The organism is Pseudaestuariivita atlantica (assembly GCF_001205715.1).
GTDB lineage: Bacteria > Pseudomonadota > Alphaproteobacteria > Rhodobacterales > Rhodobacteraceae > Pseudaestuariivita > Pseudaestuariivita atlantica.
In genome coordinates this window covers 466634-479914 of sequence record NZ_AQQZ01000002.1, presented here as the reverse complement: position 1 = coordinate 479914, position 13281 = coordinate 466634, and the positions used below count along the sequence as shown (strand labels likewise).

General features: G+C 66.4%; 13 protein-coding genes. 12 read left to right on the top strand and 1 reads right to left on the bottom strand.

The genetic code is table 11. The annotated features are described in order from the left end of the window. Positions 1 to 31: 31 nt before the first annotated feature. Positions 32 to 634, top strand: coding sequence for a LysE family translocator (locus tag ATO11_RS05845; RefSeq protein WP_050529886.1), 603 nt, complete (start codon positions 32 to 34; stop codon positions 632 to 634). Here the strand turns inward: ATO11_RS05845 and ATO11_RS05840 are convergent. Beyond that, complete coding sequence (locus ATO11_RS05840; protein ID WP_050529885.1) at positions 627 to 1469, bottom strand: AraC family transcriptional regulator; 843 nt, start codon at positions 1467 to 1469, stop codon at positions 627 to 629. The two genes, ATO11_RS05845 and ATO11_RS05840, sit on opposite strands and share 8 nt — an antisense overlap. Positions 1470 to 1556: 87 nt before the next feature. On the opposite strand from ATO11_RS05840, the gene ATO11_RS05835 reads away from it, so the two are divergent. From ATO11_RS05835 to hpaE, 11 genes are all read left to right on the top strand, one after another. Then, complete coding sequence (locus tag ATO11_RS05835; RefSeq protein ID WP_050529884.1) at positions 1557 to 2519, top strand: acetyl-CoA carboxylase carboxyltransferase subunit alpha; 963 nt, start codon at positions 1557 to 1559, stop codon at positions 2517 to 2519. A gap of 85 nt (positions 2520 to 2604) precedes the next feature. Then, entirely contained in the window at positions 2605 to 3402 is a 798-nt protein-coding gene (locus tag ATO11_RS05830; protein WP_050529883.1) for an IclR family transcriptional regulator, read from the top strand. Then, positions 3399 to 4745 (top strand): aminotransferase class III-fold pyridoxal phosphate-dependent enzyme, encoded by a 1347-nt coding sequence (locus ATO11_RS05825; protein ID WP_050530055.1) that lies wholly within the window; start codon positions 3399 to 3401, stop codon positions 4743 to 4745. The genes ATO11_RS05830 and ATO11_RS05825 overlap by 4 nt, the downstream gene beginning before the upstream one ends. Further along, positions 4745 to 5485, top strand: coding sequence for a tripartite tricarboxylate transporter TctB family protein (locus ATO11_RS05820; protein WP_050529882.1), 741 nt, complete (start codon positions 4745 to 4747; stop codon positions 5483 to 5485). Before ATO11_RS05825 ends, ATO11_RS05820 begins: the two co-directional genes overlap by 1 nt. Before the next feature lie 3 nt (positions 5486 to 5488). After that, positions 5489 to 6982 (top strand): tripartite tricarboxylate transporter permease, encoded by a 1494-nt coding sequence (locus tag ATO11_RS05815; protein WP_050529881.1) that lies wholly within the window; start codon positions 5489 to 5491, stop codon positions 6980 to 6982. Between the two features lie 24 nt (positions 6983 to 7006). Further along, on the top strand, positions 7007 to 7939 hold the full coding sequence (locus ATO11_RS05810; protein WP_050529880.1) for a tripartite tricarboxylate transporter substrate-binding protein: 933 nt from the start codon (positions 7007 to 7009) through the stop codon (positions 7937 to 7939). 44 nt (positions 7940 to 7983) lie between these two features. After that, a complete protein-coding gene (locus ATO11_RS05805; RefSeq protein ID WP_050529879.1) occupies positions 7984 to 8709 on the top strand; it encodes a type 1 glutamine amidotransferase in 726 nt (241 codons plus the stop codon). Further along, the gene (locus ATO11_RS05800) at positions 8693 to 9910 is read left to right on the top strand and encodes a cytochrome P450 (protein WP_050530054.1); all 1218 of its coding nucleotides are present in this window, start codon (positions 8693 to 8695) and stop codon (positions 9908 to 9910) included. The genes ATO11_RS05805 and ATO11_RS05800 overlap by 17 nt, the downstream gene beginning before the upstream one ends. Next, on the top strand, positions 9907 to 11163 hold the full coding sequence (locus ATO11_RS05795) for a type I glutamate--ammonia ligase (protein WP_050529878.1): 1257 nt from the start codon (positions 9907 to 9909) through the stop codon (positions 11161 to 11163). Before ATO11_RS05800 ends, ATO11_RS05795 begins: the two co-directional genes overlap by 4 nt. After that, positions 11163 to 11558 (top strand): 5-carboxymethyl-2-hydroxymuconate Delta-isomerase, encoded by a 396-nt coding sequence (locus ATO11_RS05790; RefSeq protein ID WP_050529877.1) that lies wholly within the window; start codon positions 11163 to 11165, stop codon positions 11556 to 11558. The genes ATO11_RS05795 and ATO11_RS05790 overlap by 1 nt, the downstream gene beginning before the upstream one ends. Continuing rightward, positions 11551 to 13059 (top strand): 5-carboxymethyl-2-hydroxymuconate semialdehyde dehydrogenase, encoded by a 1509-nt coding sequence (hpaE, locus tag ATO11_RS05785; RefSeq protein ID WP_050529876.1) that lies wholly within the window; start codon positions 11551 to 11553, stop codon positions 13057 to 13059. The genes ATO11_RS05790 and hpaE overlap by 8 nt, the downstream gene beginning before the upstream one ends. The last annotated feature ends 222 nt before the right edge of the window (positions 13060 to 13281 follow it).

Genomic DNA, 13281 nt, shown 5'->3' with positions numbered 1-13281 from the left:
TGCGGGCAAAAATCGTGGCATGTAGGCCGCCATGACGACCGAGCTTCTCTCTGCGCTTGCCGCCTTCGCGCTGGTGTCTTCCATAACGCCGGGGCCGAACAACCTGATGCTGATGGCGTCGGGCGCCAATTTCGGGTTCCGCCGCACGATCCCGCACATGCTGGGCGTCGGTATCGGGTTCACGGTGATGATCGTGCTGGTGGGCGTGGGGCTGGTGCAGGTTTTCGAACGGGTGCCCTATGCCTACGAGGCGCTGACCGTTGCCTCGGTCCTCTACCTGTCGTGGCTTGCGTGGAAGATCGCGCATGCCGGCGCGCCCTCCGGCGCCGACCCGGATGCCCGCCCGATCACGTTTCTGCAAGCCGCCGCGTTCCAGTGGGTGAACCCCAAGGCGTGGACGATGTCGGTGGGCGCGGTGACGCTTTACGCACCGGGCCACACGCTGTGGGCGGTGGGGCTGGTCGCGCTTGTCTTCGGCGTGATCAACCTGCCCTCGGTCTCGCTCTGGACGGTGCTGGGCCAGCAGGTGCGCCGCCTTCTGACCTCCCCTGCCCGCCTGACGGCGTTCAACTGGTCGATGGCGGCGCTGCTTCTGGCCTCGCTCTGGCCGGTGCTGAGGCCCTACTTCACCTGAGCGGCACGAAGATATGCGTCACGAGGTCGTCCGGCGCGGTGTCGAGGGGCGAGTTCACGTAGACCTCGTAAGACGGGAAATCGTCCAGCTCCTCGCCCGACTCCGGCAGCCACGTGGCATAGATCCACGTGTAGGCGGCGGGCAGCCCGGTATAGGGGCCGCGATGTTCGAACCGGGCGACCTTGCCTTCGGGCAAGGTAAGGTCGGTCAATCCCTCGGGCACCGTCGCGCCGTCGGCCAGCAGCGCGCCGGCGTCGCTTGTCAGTTCCGGTTCGGGCGTGACCATCGGGTCGTCGAAATAGACCGCCGCCATGCCCCGCACATGGGCAAAGGCGTTCGCCTCGGCCAGTTGCGCGCTCAGCTTGGCGAAGGTCCGGCTGATTTCGGAATAGGCGCCCTTGTGGCGCAGGGCGGCCATCCGGCGGGTGGGCACGTCCGTGATCTGTGTGTCGAGCATCTGCAAGTCTCCTGTGGGGGCATTGGGCTTGAAGGTTCGGGGCCGGGCGCCACGGACCCGGAAGGCCTGCGGCGTCAGCCCGTACAGGTCCGCAAAAGCCCGGTTGAAGCTGCGCAGGACGGGATAACCCACGTCCCTTGCAATGACCTCGACCGGGTCACCGGTCTCGATCAGCTTCACGCCCGCCCGGTACAGCCGGATGCGGCGCACCGTCTGGGCACAGGTCTCCCCGGTCATCGCGTGGTAGACGCGGTGCCAGTGATAGGGCGACATCGCCGCCACGTCGGCCAGCACGTCGAGCGACAAACGCTCGCCTGCATTGGCGTGGATATGGTCGATGACGCGGTTGACCCGGTCGATATAGCCGTTGCGTGACATGCACCGATCCTGACACGGGCACGGCGGACAAGTCTTGCGGAGTTGCGATGCGCCCGCCATATAGCGCCCAACGCGACGGGGAGCCCCATGACTCATTACCTGGATTTCGAAAAGCCCTTGGCCGAGATCGAAGGCAAGGCCGAAGAGCTGCGCACGATGGCGCGCCAGAACGAGGAAATGGATGTCGAGGCCGAGGCAAAGGCGCTCGACAAGAAAGCGGCCGAGCTGCTGCGCGAACTGTATGGCAAGCTGACGCCGTGGCGCAAATGCCAGGTCGCGCGGCACCCGAACCGGCCCCATACCCGCGACTACATCAACACCATCTTCACCGAATACACGCCGCTGGCGGGCGACCGGAACTTTGCCGACGACCACGCCGTGATGGGCGGCCTCGCGCGGCTGGACGACCGGCCGGTGATGGTGATCGGCCACGAAAAGGGCGACGACACCAAAAGCCGCATCGCTCGCAATTTCGGCATGGCCCGCCCCGAAGGCTACCGCAAGGCGATCCGCCTGATGGCGATGGCCGACAAGTTCAACCTGCCGGTCATCACTCTGGTCGACACGCCGGGTGCCTATCCCGGCAAGGGCGCCGAGGAACGCGGCCAGTCCGAAGCAATCGCCCGCTCGACCGAGGCCTGCCTCGGCCTCGGCGTGCCGCTGATGAGCGTGATCATCGGGGAAGGCGGCTCCGGCGGCGCGGTGGCCTTCGCCAGCGCCAGCCAGGTCGCGATGCTGGAACATTCCGTCTATTCGGTGATCTCGCCCGAGGGCTGCGCCTCGATTCTGTGGAAGGATTCCGAGAAGATGCGCGAGGCCGCCGAAGCCCTGCGCCTGACCGCGCAGGACCTCAAGCAACTGGGCGTCTGCGACCGCATCATCCCCGAGCCGATGGGCGGCGCGCACCGCGACCGTGACGCGACCATCGACGCGGTCAAGCGGACGCTGGTCGACATGCTCGACAGCTTCGACGGCAAGGATGCCGACACGCTCCGCGCCGAGCGCCGCCGCAAGTTCCTCGACATGGGCTCGGTCGGTCTCGCGGCCTGATCTCCGGACTCAATCGGTTCACAAAGTGAACCACCCTGTTCTAAGCTGTTGAGACACGCCCGCGACCCGTCTCAAGCTGGAACCCATGCGCTCGCTTGCCAAGGCCCTGTCGTTGCTCGACCACTTTTCCGACCTGCAACCGCAGATCGGGCTGAGCGCGTTTCGCCGCCTCACCGGCCATGACAAGGCGACGCTGCACCGGCACCTTCAGGCGTTGACCGAGGCCGGGCTGCTGGAGCAGGACGGAGACAGCCGCGCCTACAGCCTCGGCCCCCGGATCGACCGGCTGGCCGCGCTGCGCGGCAAGCAGGGCGGCGGGCGTGTTCCCGTCGCGGCAACGGTCGATACGCTCAGCCGCCGGATCGGGGAAATGGTGCACCTGTCTCAGGTGCGGGACGACACCCTGCACACGATCCACCGCGCGGATTTCGGCCAGCACGCGATGCGCGTTGGCCTGCCCGCCGACTGGCCGCTGCCATGGGGCACCTCGTCCTCGGGCAAGGCGGTTCTCGCCTTTTCCGCGCCCGCCCTCACGGCGGCGCGCCTTGATGCGCTCGACATGCGCGCCGCGCAGAAAGACAACCTGCGCCGTGAATTGCGGCGCATCGCGGATCAGGGTTTCGCCCGCAGTTGCGACACGGTCGAGGTCGGCGTGTCCTCCTGCGCGATCCCCGTCTTCGGCGCCGACGGTCTGGCGCGCGGCGCGTGCAGTATCGCCTTCCCCACCCTGCGCGGCACGCCCGACCTGCTCGCCCGCGCGGCCTCGCTCCTGGCCGAGGCCGGACCCGGCCTGACCCACGGCATGGGTGGCACCGTTCCCGACCACGTCCGGCAGGCATGGCGCCGCACGACCGCACCGCAACCGCAAAGGATCCGCGCGTGAAGGACAGCAACTTTTTGAAAGAGAACAACGCCCGCCACCTGTGGCACCCGATGGCACATCCCGCCGACAGCATGGCGAACCCGCCCGCGATCATCACGCAGGGCGACGGCGTACATGTGACGGATGTGGACGGGCACCGCGTCGTCGATGCGGTGGGTGGGCTGTGGAACGTGAACCTCGGCTATTCCTGCGAACCGGTGAAGCAGGCGATTGCCGACCAACTGGAAGGTTTGCCGTATTACTCGATCTTCCGGGGCACCTCGAACGACAAGGTGATCGAGCTGTCCTACGTCCTGCAGGACTTCTTTGCGCCCGACGGTCTGACGCGCGCCTTCTTTACCTCGGGCGGGTCGGACTCGGTCGAGGTCGCGCTGAAACTCGCGCGCCAGTACCACCGCGCGCGCGGCGAGGCGGGACGCAGCAAGTACATCTCCCTGCTCAAGGGCTACCACGGCACCCATTTCGGCGGTGCCTCGGTCAACGGGAACGAGAAGTTCCGGCACGCCTACGACCCGCTCCTGCCCGGCTGCGTGCACGTGCCCGGCCCTTACCTCTACCGCAATGTCTTCGACGCGACGACGGCAGAGGATTTGGCAGGCAAGTGCCTCAACATGCTGGAAAAGACCATCGCGTTCGAAGGCGCTCACACCATCGCCGCCTTCATCATGGAACCGGTGCAGGGCGCGGGCGGCGTGATCCCGCCGCATCCGTCCTTCATGCCCGCCCTGCGGGAGATCTGCGACCGGCACGGAATCCTTTTGATCGCGGACGAGGTCATTACCGCCTTCGGTCGCACCGGCACGGAAACCGGAAGCCGCCACTGGGGGGTCCAGCCCGATTTCGCCTGCACCGCCAAGGCCATCACCAACGGCTACTTCCCCTTCGGCGCGGTGATGATCCACGCCCGCGTGGCCGAGGTGTTCGAAACCGGCGGCAAGATCGCCTCGGTCGATACCGGCTACACCTATTCCGGCCACCCCGTCGGCGCGGCGGCGGCGCTTGCCTGCCTCGCCGAAACCGACCGGATCAAACCGTGGACCAACGCGGGGCCTCGCGGGGCGGAACTCAAGGCCGGGCTGGAAGACCTGGCAGACCGCTTCGACGTGATCGGGGACGTGCGTGGCGAAGGGCTGATGTGCGCGATCGAGTTCACGTCGGACCGCGCCACCAAGGCCGCGCCCGACATGGCCGCCGTCGCCCGGTTCCAGAAGGCGGCATACGAGGACGGCACCATGGTGCGCGTGTCCGGGCCGAACGCGATCTTCTCCCCGCCCCTGATCGTCACGTCGGACGACGTGCAGACGATCCTGCGCTCCACCGAAGCCGGATTGCGCGCGATGTGATGCAGGTCCGGGTCGACACAGACAGCATGCGCACCTCTGCCGCGCCGCGCCCCTTCCGCGCCGATCCGCGCGCGCGGGCCTTCGCCGCCGATGTGCCCCCCGACCGCAAGTTCAAGATCGAGGACCTGATGGCCTTCAAACGCGGGCGCGGAGACCTCGTCTTCTCGGCCCTTGCGCTCATGGTCGCGCTGTTCTTCCTGATGACCTTCTTCACCGAAACCGGCTGGGACAAGCGCAAGCTGCCAGGCGACGGCTGGACCTACTGGGCGCGGCAGTTCGGACTGATCGACGGCGAAGGCCGGCTCGCCCGGCTGGGCCGCATCCTCAAGCAAGGCTGGGTCGCGCCCATGATCTGCCTTGCGATCCTCGTCCCGGCGGCGGTCCTGAACCTGCGCGACTCGTGGCGTGTGCACCGCTGGCGCGTCCGGTTTCGCCAGCCGACCAGCCTGCGATACGAGGGCGAGATGTGGCTGCGGGCGCTCGAATTCGTGGGCTGGTTCATCGCCTACACGTTGCTTGTTCCGGTGCTGGGCTACCTCGTCTCCACCCTTCTTCTCGGCACGCTTTTGCCGTGGCGGCTGGACTATCGCGGACCGCGCTGGATGGGCATCTGCCTCGCCGCGTCCTTTACCATCGTTCTGGTCTTCCGCACCGGGCTGCAGATCCGCACGCCGGTGAACATCTGGCTTTACGACCAGCTTCCGCAACAGGCCGCGGCCTTCATGAAGACGTGGTTCTGAGGGATGGAGGCGCTCTGGACCGGCATCGACAACATCTTCCAGCCCGGCGTGCTGGTGGCGATGCTGATCGGGTCGGTGGGGGGGCTGGCCATCGGCGCGGTGCCGGGCATCGGACCGGCCATCGCCATCGCGATCCTTCTGCCCGCCACCGTGTTCCTCGACGACCTGGTGTCGCTGGTGCTTCTTCTGGGTGTTTACGGGTCTTCGATGTATGGCGGCGCGATCCCCGCGATCCTCATCAACACGCCCGGCACGCCGGTCAACGCGCTCACCACCTATGACGGGTACGCCATGACGCGGCGCGGTCAGGCCGCGCGGGCGCTTGCTCTGGCCTATTCCGCGTCCTTCTTCGGCGGTTGCTTCTCGATCCTGATCGCGTTGGGGGCACTCATGGCATTCGGCCCGTACCTGCGTGACCTCGGCGCGTTGTTCGGGCAGCGGGACATCTTCATGGCCGCGGCGCTTGGTGGCGTTCTGCTGATCGCCGCGCACCGGCGCACCATGGGCATCGCGGCGCTGCTCTTCGGGTTCGGCTTCCTGATCGCGATGATCGGGCGGCAGACGCTGAAACAGGTGGACCGCTACACCTTCGGGATCGAATACCTCTATCCCGGTTTCAACCTGATCGTCGTGATCGTGGGCACCTTCGCCATCAGCCAGGCACTGTTCCTTCTGACCGGCAAGGATGACGACCCGCCCCGCGCGCGGCTTTCGGGCACCCTGCTTGCGGGGTTCGTCGAACTCGCACGGCACCGCGTCGTCGCGCTGATCTCTGCCGGTTACGGCACGATCATGGGCATCATCCCCGGCGTCGGCGAATTCGTCGCGCAGTTCTTCAGCTACTCCACCGCGCGCGCCATCTCGAAGGAGCCGGCCCGGTTCGGCCACGGCGCGCCCGAGGGCCTCGTGGCATCCGAGACCGCCAACAACGCCGTCCCCGCCGCCGCCATGATCCCCCTTCTGGCGCTTGGCGTGCCCGGCGAGGCGCTGACCGCCATGATGATGGTCGTCTTCTTCGACGCAGGGATCAAACCGGGGCCGGACATCTTCGAGAACAACCCCGATTTCCTGTTCTCGCTCTTCATCGCGCTGCTGCTCGTGAACCTGATCGTGGTGGCGACGCTGCTTACCACGTCGAAATACATCGCGCGCATGATCTACATCCCGAACCGCCTGCTGGGCGCGTTCATCCTGATGCTCAGCTTCGTCGGCGTCTTCTCGATCCGCAATTCGTTCACCGACTGCATGTTCGCCGCCGGGTTCGGCTATCTCGGCTACATCCTGCGGCGGCTCGACTGGCCGCTTGTCCCCATCGTCCTCGGCCTCGTCCTCGGCTCGATCATGATCGAAAAGCTCACCGCCGGGGCGGGCCAGATCAAGACGATTGCGGACTTGGTGAATCGGCCCGTCTCGGGCACGTTGTTCGTCGCGATCCTTGTGGTGATCGCGGTGACTCTGGTGTCGACCCTCCGGCAACGGCGGTTCGATCCGACATAAGAAAACCACGACAGGGAGAAAACAATGAAACATCTTCTGGCATCCGCCGCGCTGGCGGCCATGGCCGCCGCCTCTCCGGCGCTGGCCGAATACCCCGACGGACCGGTGCAGTTCATCGTGCCGTGGCCCCCCGGCGATTTCGAAGACATCCTGACCCGCATGATCGCGGACGACATGGCCAAGGCTACCGGCCAGTCCGTGTCGGTCGTCAACCGCCCCGGCGGCGGCGACGGCCCGTTCCCCGGCGCGCTGGAAGTGCTGAACGCGCCCAACGACGGATCGGTCATCGGCTCCTTCGTGATCGGTGTTCCGGTGGTGGGCCCCAAGATCGACATCGGGATCGAGGAAGACAGTTTCGTGCCCGTGGGCATCTTCCTGACCTACCCATTTGTCCTCGCGGCATCGGGCGATGCGCCCTATTCCAACATGGCCGAACTGGCCGCCTATGCGCAGGACAACGACGTGGTCCTCGGCCACTTCGGCGCGGGCCTGACGCCGACCAAGGTGTCCTTCGTCGCCGCCAAGGAGATGGGGTTCGAGTTTGCTGACGACAGCGCGTTCGACCTGTTGGACTGCAACACCCTGTCCTCGGGCGACGCGGACGTCATCAACACAACGCTCGCGCTGATCGAGCCGTGTCTGGACGAGATCAACGTGCTTGGCAGCATCGGCGCGGATCCGATCGAAAAGCTGGGAGGCGTGCAGACGCTGGCCGCGCAGGCCAACATCGCACCGCTTGAATTGTGGAACGGCCTGTTCGTGACGAAAGGCACGCCGCAAGAGGTGATCGATACCATCGCGGGCGTCGCCGAACAGACGATGGCGAGCGAAGCCGCCCAGACCCTGATGCAAGAGACCGGCGCCGCCGTCTATTGGCAGGGACAGGCCGAGGCTCAGGCCCGGATCGAGGCCGACCGTGCCACAGACGCGGCCTTCAACGCCAAACTGGCCGAGTAAGGGACAGGTAGGTCGGCTGCCAAGCAGCCGACCTACGCACAAGAATGCAGCGTATTCGCCTGGGCCTTCTGCAGGTCAATCACGACCGGACCGAGGAGATCGGGGATCACTACCCCGACGACAGCCACCGGTTCCGCGACCTGTTCGACCAGCTCGAACAGCGGTTCACCTATCGCGTCTACATGACCGAAGGCGGCGAACTGCCCGAAAGCCCGATGGAGCAGGACGCGTTCCTGATCACCGGTTCCCCCCTGTCCGCGATGGACGATCACCCGTGGATGGCCGGGTTGATGGACTTCATCCGCGCCTGTGACGCGACCCGCACGCCCTTGCTCGGCTGCTGTTTCGGCCATCAGGCCATCGCCCGCGCCTTGGGCGGCACGCTTGCCAAGCGCAACGGCGGCTACAACGTCGGCGTCGAGACCACGCATTTTACTCGACAACGCCCATGGATGGACGGCCCCGAACAGGTGCCGATGTATGTCTTTCACGAAGACCACGTCGTCACCCTGCCCTCCGGCTGCGACCTGCTGGGAGGCTCCAACGCCTGCCCCATCGGCAGCTTTGCCAAGGGTAACCATATCTTCACCACGCAAGCCCACCCCGAGATCGACCACCGCTTCATGGAGGCGGTAATGCGCCACGTCGAAGGGCATGGCGAAGACCTGTCCTCCGGCTGGGCCACGATGGATCAGGAGCCGCAGGGCGTTGTCTTCGCCGGGTGGGCGGCCGAGTTCTTCAAGGGTGGTCGCCATGCGCAATCTGGCTGACCACGACAGCTTCACCGATGGCGTCCCGCACGCCACCTTCGCGCAGATGCGGGCCGAGGCGCCCCTGCACTGGACCGAGGCGTTTGCGGGCAACAAGGGCTTCTGGTCCCTCACCCGCCACGCCGACATCCTCGCCGCCAACCGCGACCCCGCGACGTTCTCCAGCGCCCAAGGCATCCGGATCGAGGATCAGACGCGCGAGGAATACCTCGCCCGCCGTACCTTTCAGGAAACCGACCCGCCCGAGCATTTTGCCACCCGCCGCATCGTGCAGGGGGCCTTCGCCAAACCCGTGATCGCCCGGTTCGAAGGCGTCGTGCGCGAGTTGGCGCGGGACATCGTCGCCCGCGCCGTGGCGCAGGGGACGGGCGATGGCGTCGCGATGATCGCCAAGGAACTGCCGATGAAGATGCTCGGCCGCATCCTCGGCGTGCCGGACGCGGACCTCGACTGGCTGGTCGAAAAAGGCGACGCGCTGATCGGCAACACCGATCCCGATTTCACCGACACCGTTCTCGACAAGGTCGACACCTCCGCCTACGCCATGATGCCCTTCCGTTCGCCTGCGGGGGTGGAGCTTTATGACTACGCCGACGCGATCCTCGACGGGGCGAAACCCGTCACCGACGACGGCATCCTGCGCTGCGTGCTGGACGCCGAGGGCGCGTTGGATCGCCTCGCGTTCAAGAACTTTTTCTGCCTTCTGGTGGCCGCTGGGAACGACACGACGCGCTATTCCATCGCGATGGCGCTTTACCTTCTGGCCCGCGATCCGGCGCTGTTCGACGCGGTCAGGTCGGGCCAATACTTCGACACGGCGGGCGATGAATTCATCCGTCTCGCCTCCCCCACCCTGCACTTCCGCCGCACCGCCACCCGCGACATCGACCTGCACGGGCAAACGATCCGCGAAGGCGACAAGGTGCTGTTGTGGTTCGTGTCCGGCAACCGCGATGCCGAGGTCTTCGATCAACCGGACACCCCCATCCTCGACCGTCCGTCCAACCGCAACCTCGCCTTCGGACAGGGCGGTCCGCATGTCTGTCTGGGCATGTGGCTGGCGCGGCTGGAACTGCGGGTCGTACTGGAAGAGCTGTCGAGGCAGGCCAAGGCGCTGACCCTTCTTGACGAACCGGCATGGACCCGGTCCAACTTCATCTGCGGGGTGAAATCCCTGCCCATCAGGATCACCGCCCCATGAGAACCCGCGCGCTGTTTGCCGACCTTCTGAACCTGCCGCGCGGCAAGGTCGTCCCCGCCCACGTGGCCGAGGGCGGCAAGATCGGCTTCGCCCGCGGCGTGTTCGGCACCACCTATGACCGCGACCTGATCCCCGTCCCCGGCACCGGCATGTTCGACGGCATCCCCGACATGGACCTGATGCTCGACACCCGCCGCCCCTCGTGGCGCCCGGACGAGGAGGTCGCTTTGGGGGACCTGCACGCCGATGGCGCGGCCTATGTCCTCTGCCCCCGTGGCGCGTTGAAACGGGCGGTCGCCGCGTGGGAGGCAAAGGGTCTGACCCCGATGATCGGGCTCGAGTTCGAGGCCTACGTGTTCCAGCAGGACGATGACGGCACGTGGCGCCCCTATGACACGCCCGGCGCCTTCGTCTACGGTACCGGCCCCGCGAACGACCCCGACGGGCTGATGGACGCGATCTGGGACACGGCGGATGCCTGTGACTTGCCCATCGAGTCGATGAACGGCGAATACGACAACGGCCAGTTCGAACTGACCCTGTGCTTTGCCGACGCTTTGAAAGCCTGCGACGACGCCTTCCTGTTTCGCACCATGGCGCGGGAGGTCGCGCTGGACCGCGGATACCTGCTGACCTTCCTGCCCAAACCCATCCCCGACCGGGGTGGCTCGGGCCTGCACGTCAACTTCTCGTTCACGCGCGACGGGGCCAACGTGATCGCCCCTGATGGGGCATTGTCCGACACCGCCAAGCAGTCCATGGCCGGCCTGATCGCGCATCACGAGGGGCTGGCGGGCCTTCTGGCCCCCACGGTCAATTCCTACGACCGCCTCACGCCCGCCTCGATGGCCGGCTACTGGGCCAACTGGGCCGACGACCACCGCCTCGTCACCACCCGCTGCGCCACCGGATCGCCCACATCCGCACGGCTGGAACACCGCATGGCGGACGGAGCGGCGAACCCCTACATCGCCGTCGCCTCGGTCCTGCAAGCCGCGCTTCTGGGCGTCGACGGCTCGCTCGACCTGCCCCCTGCCGAAGACCTCGACGGTCTGGAAAATACCCGCGCCACCCGCCACGTTCCACCATCGCTCGACAAAGCACTGGCCGCGCTCGACGCCGACGCCATCCTGCGCGGCGCGGTCGGAGAGGAATTGTGCGATGCCCTGCTTTTTCTCAAACGGGACGAGGTCAAACGGCTTGACGGAAAAACCGTGGACGAGGTCCGCACCTATTACCTGCCGTTCATCTGATGCCGCACCTGACGCTTGAATATTCCCCGAACCTCGAACCGGAGGTCGACATGACCGCCCTGTGCGATGCCCTGCGTGAGGCGATGATCGAGACCGGCGTCTTCCCCATGCCCGGCATCCGCGTCCGCGCCTATCCCGCCACGCATATGTCAGTGGCCGATGGCGACCCAAAACATGCCTTCATCGACATGTCCCTGCGCCTGCGCGCGGGCCGGTCCGACGCCGACAAGCACCGCGCGACCGATCACGTGTTCGACGCCGCCCGCGCCTTCCTTGCACCCGTGATGGAGCGCCGCTCCCTCGCCCTGTCGTTCGAGATGCGGGACATCAACCCCGACCTGTCGCGTAAGACCGGCACCATCCGCGACCATCTGAAAGACCCCGCCAATGGCTGACCTCGACCAAAACCTCGCCCGCCTGTCGGAGCTTCTGGAGCGTTACCGCGAGCCCATCCTCAACCGCATCGGCGGCGAACTGGTCCCGGCGCGGGACGGCGCGGTTTTCGAGACGCATTCGCCGACTGACGAGACCCTGATCGCCACGGTCGCCAAATCCGGCAAGGCCGACGTCGACGCCGCCGCCCGCGCGGCGAAAAAGGCGTTCCCCGACTGGCGCGACATGGGCGGGGCGGAGCGCAAAAAACTGCTACACGCCATCGCCGACGCCATCGTCGCGCGGGCTGAGGATATCGCGCTCTTGGAATCCTGGGACACCGGCCAGCCGATCCGCTTCATGGCCAAGGCCGCCCTGCGCGGGGCGGAAAATTTCCGCTTCTTTGCCGACCGCGCGCCCGCCGCGCGGGACGGGCAGATGCTGCCCTCGCCCACCCTGATGAACGTCACGACCCGCGTGCCCATCGGCCCGGTCGGCATCATCACGCCGTGGAACACACCCTTCATGCTATCGACGTGGAAGATCGCGCCCGCGCTCGCCGCAGGTTGCACCGTGGTCCACAAACCCGCCGAATTCTCCCCCGTCACCGCCGCCCTGCTGGTCGAGATCGCCGAAGAGGCGGGCCTGCCCCCCGGCGTCTGGAACATGGTGCAGGGCATGGGCGAGGATGCAGGCCGGGCGCTCACCGAACATCCCGACATCAAGGCCATCGCCTTCGTCGGCGAGTCGAAAACCGGCAGCGCGATCATGGCGCAGGGCGCGGCATCGCTGAAACGGGTGCATTTCGAACTGGGCGGCAAGAACCCAGTGATCGTCTTCGACGACGCCGATCTGGACCGGGCGCTCGATGCGGCGATCTTCATGATCTACTCGCTGAACGGCGAACGCTGCACCTCGTCGTCTCGTTTGCTGGTACAGGACACCATCGCGGATGATTTCGAGACACGTCTGGCCGAGCGCGTGGGCCGGATCAAGGTCGGCCACCCGCTTGATCCCTCGACCGAGGTCGGCCCCCTGATCCACAAGGTCCACGCCGACAAGGTGCTGGGCTACATGGGCGCCGCACAGGCCGAAGGCGCGGTAATCGCAGCCGGAGGCGCGCGACACGGAGATACCGGGCATTTCGTGCAGCCGACGCTTTTCACCCGCGCGTCGAACGACATGGCCATTGCGCAGGAAGAAATCTTTGGCCCCGTGCTCACTTGCATTCGCTTCTCGACCGAAGACGAGGCGCTGTCGATGGCCAACGACGTGGCCTATGGCCTGACGGGCTACGTCTGGACCAATGACCTGACCCGCGCGATGCGCGTGACCGAGCGGCTGGAGGCCGGGATGATCTGGGTCAATTCCGAAAACGTCCGCCACCTGCCCACGCCTTTCGGCGGGGTAAAGGCATCCGGCATCGGGCGCGACGGCGGCGACTGGTCGTTCGAGTTCTACATGGAGCAAAAGCACATCGGTTTCGCCACCGGCTACCATAAAATCCCGAGGTTGGGGGCATGAGCGAGAGCCGCGCATCGACGGGCCCTGAACCGGCGATCCTCACCCCGTTCCCGGGCACTTTATGCCAGCCAAGTCCGAATATGCTTGCCACGATGCGCAGGTGGCAGACCTATCGCCGGGCCGTGGGAGGGCCCGTCGATGCGCGGCGGCTTCGCCTTGATTCCGCGCGGGAGTGTCGCACCACCCGCACCATCGTCGGGCCGCGGTGCGGCGATCCAACGT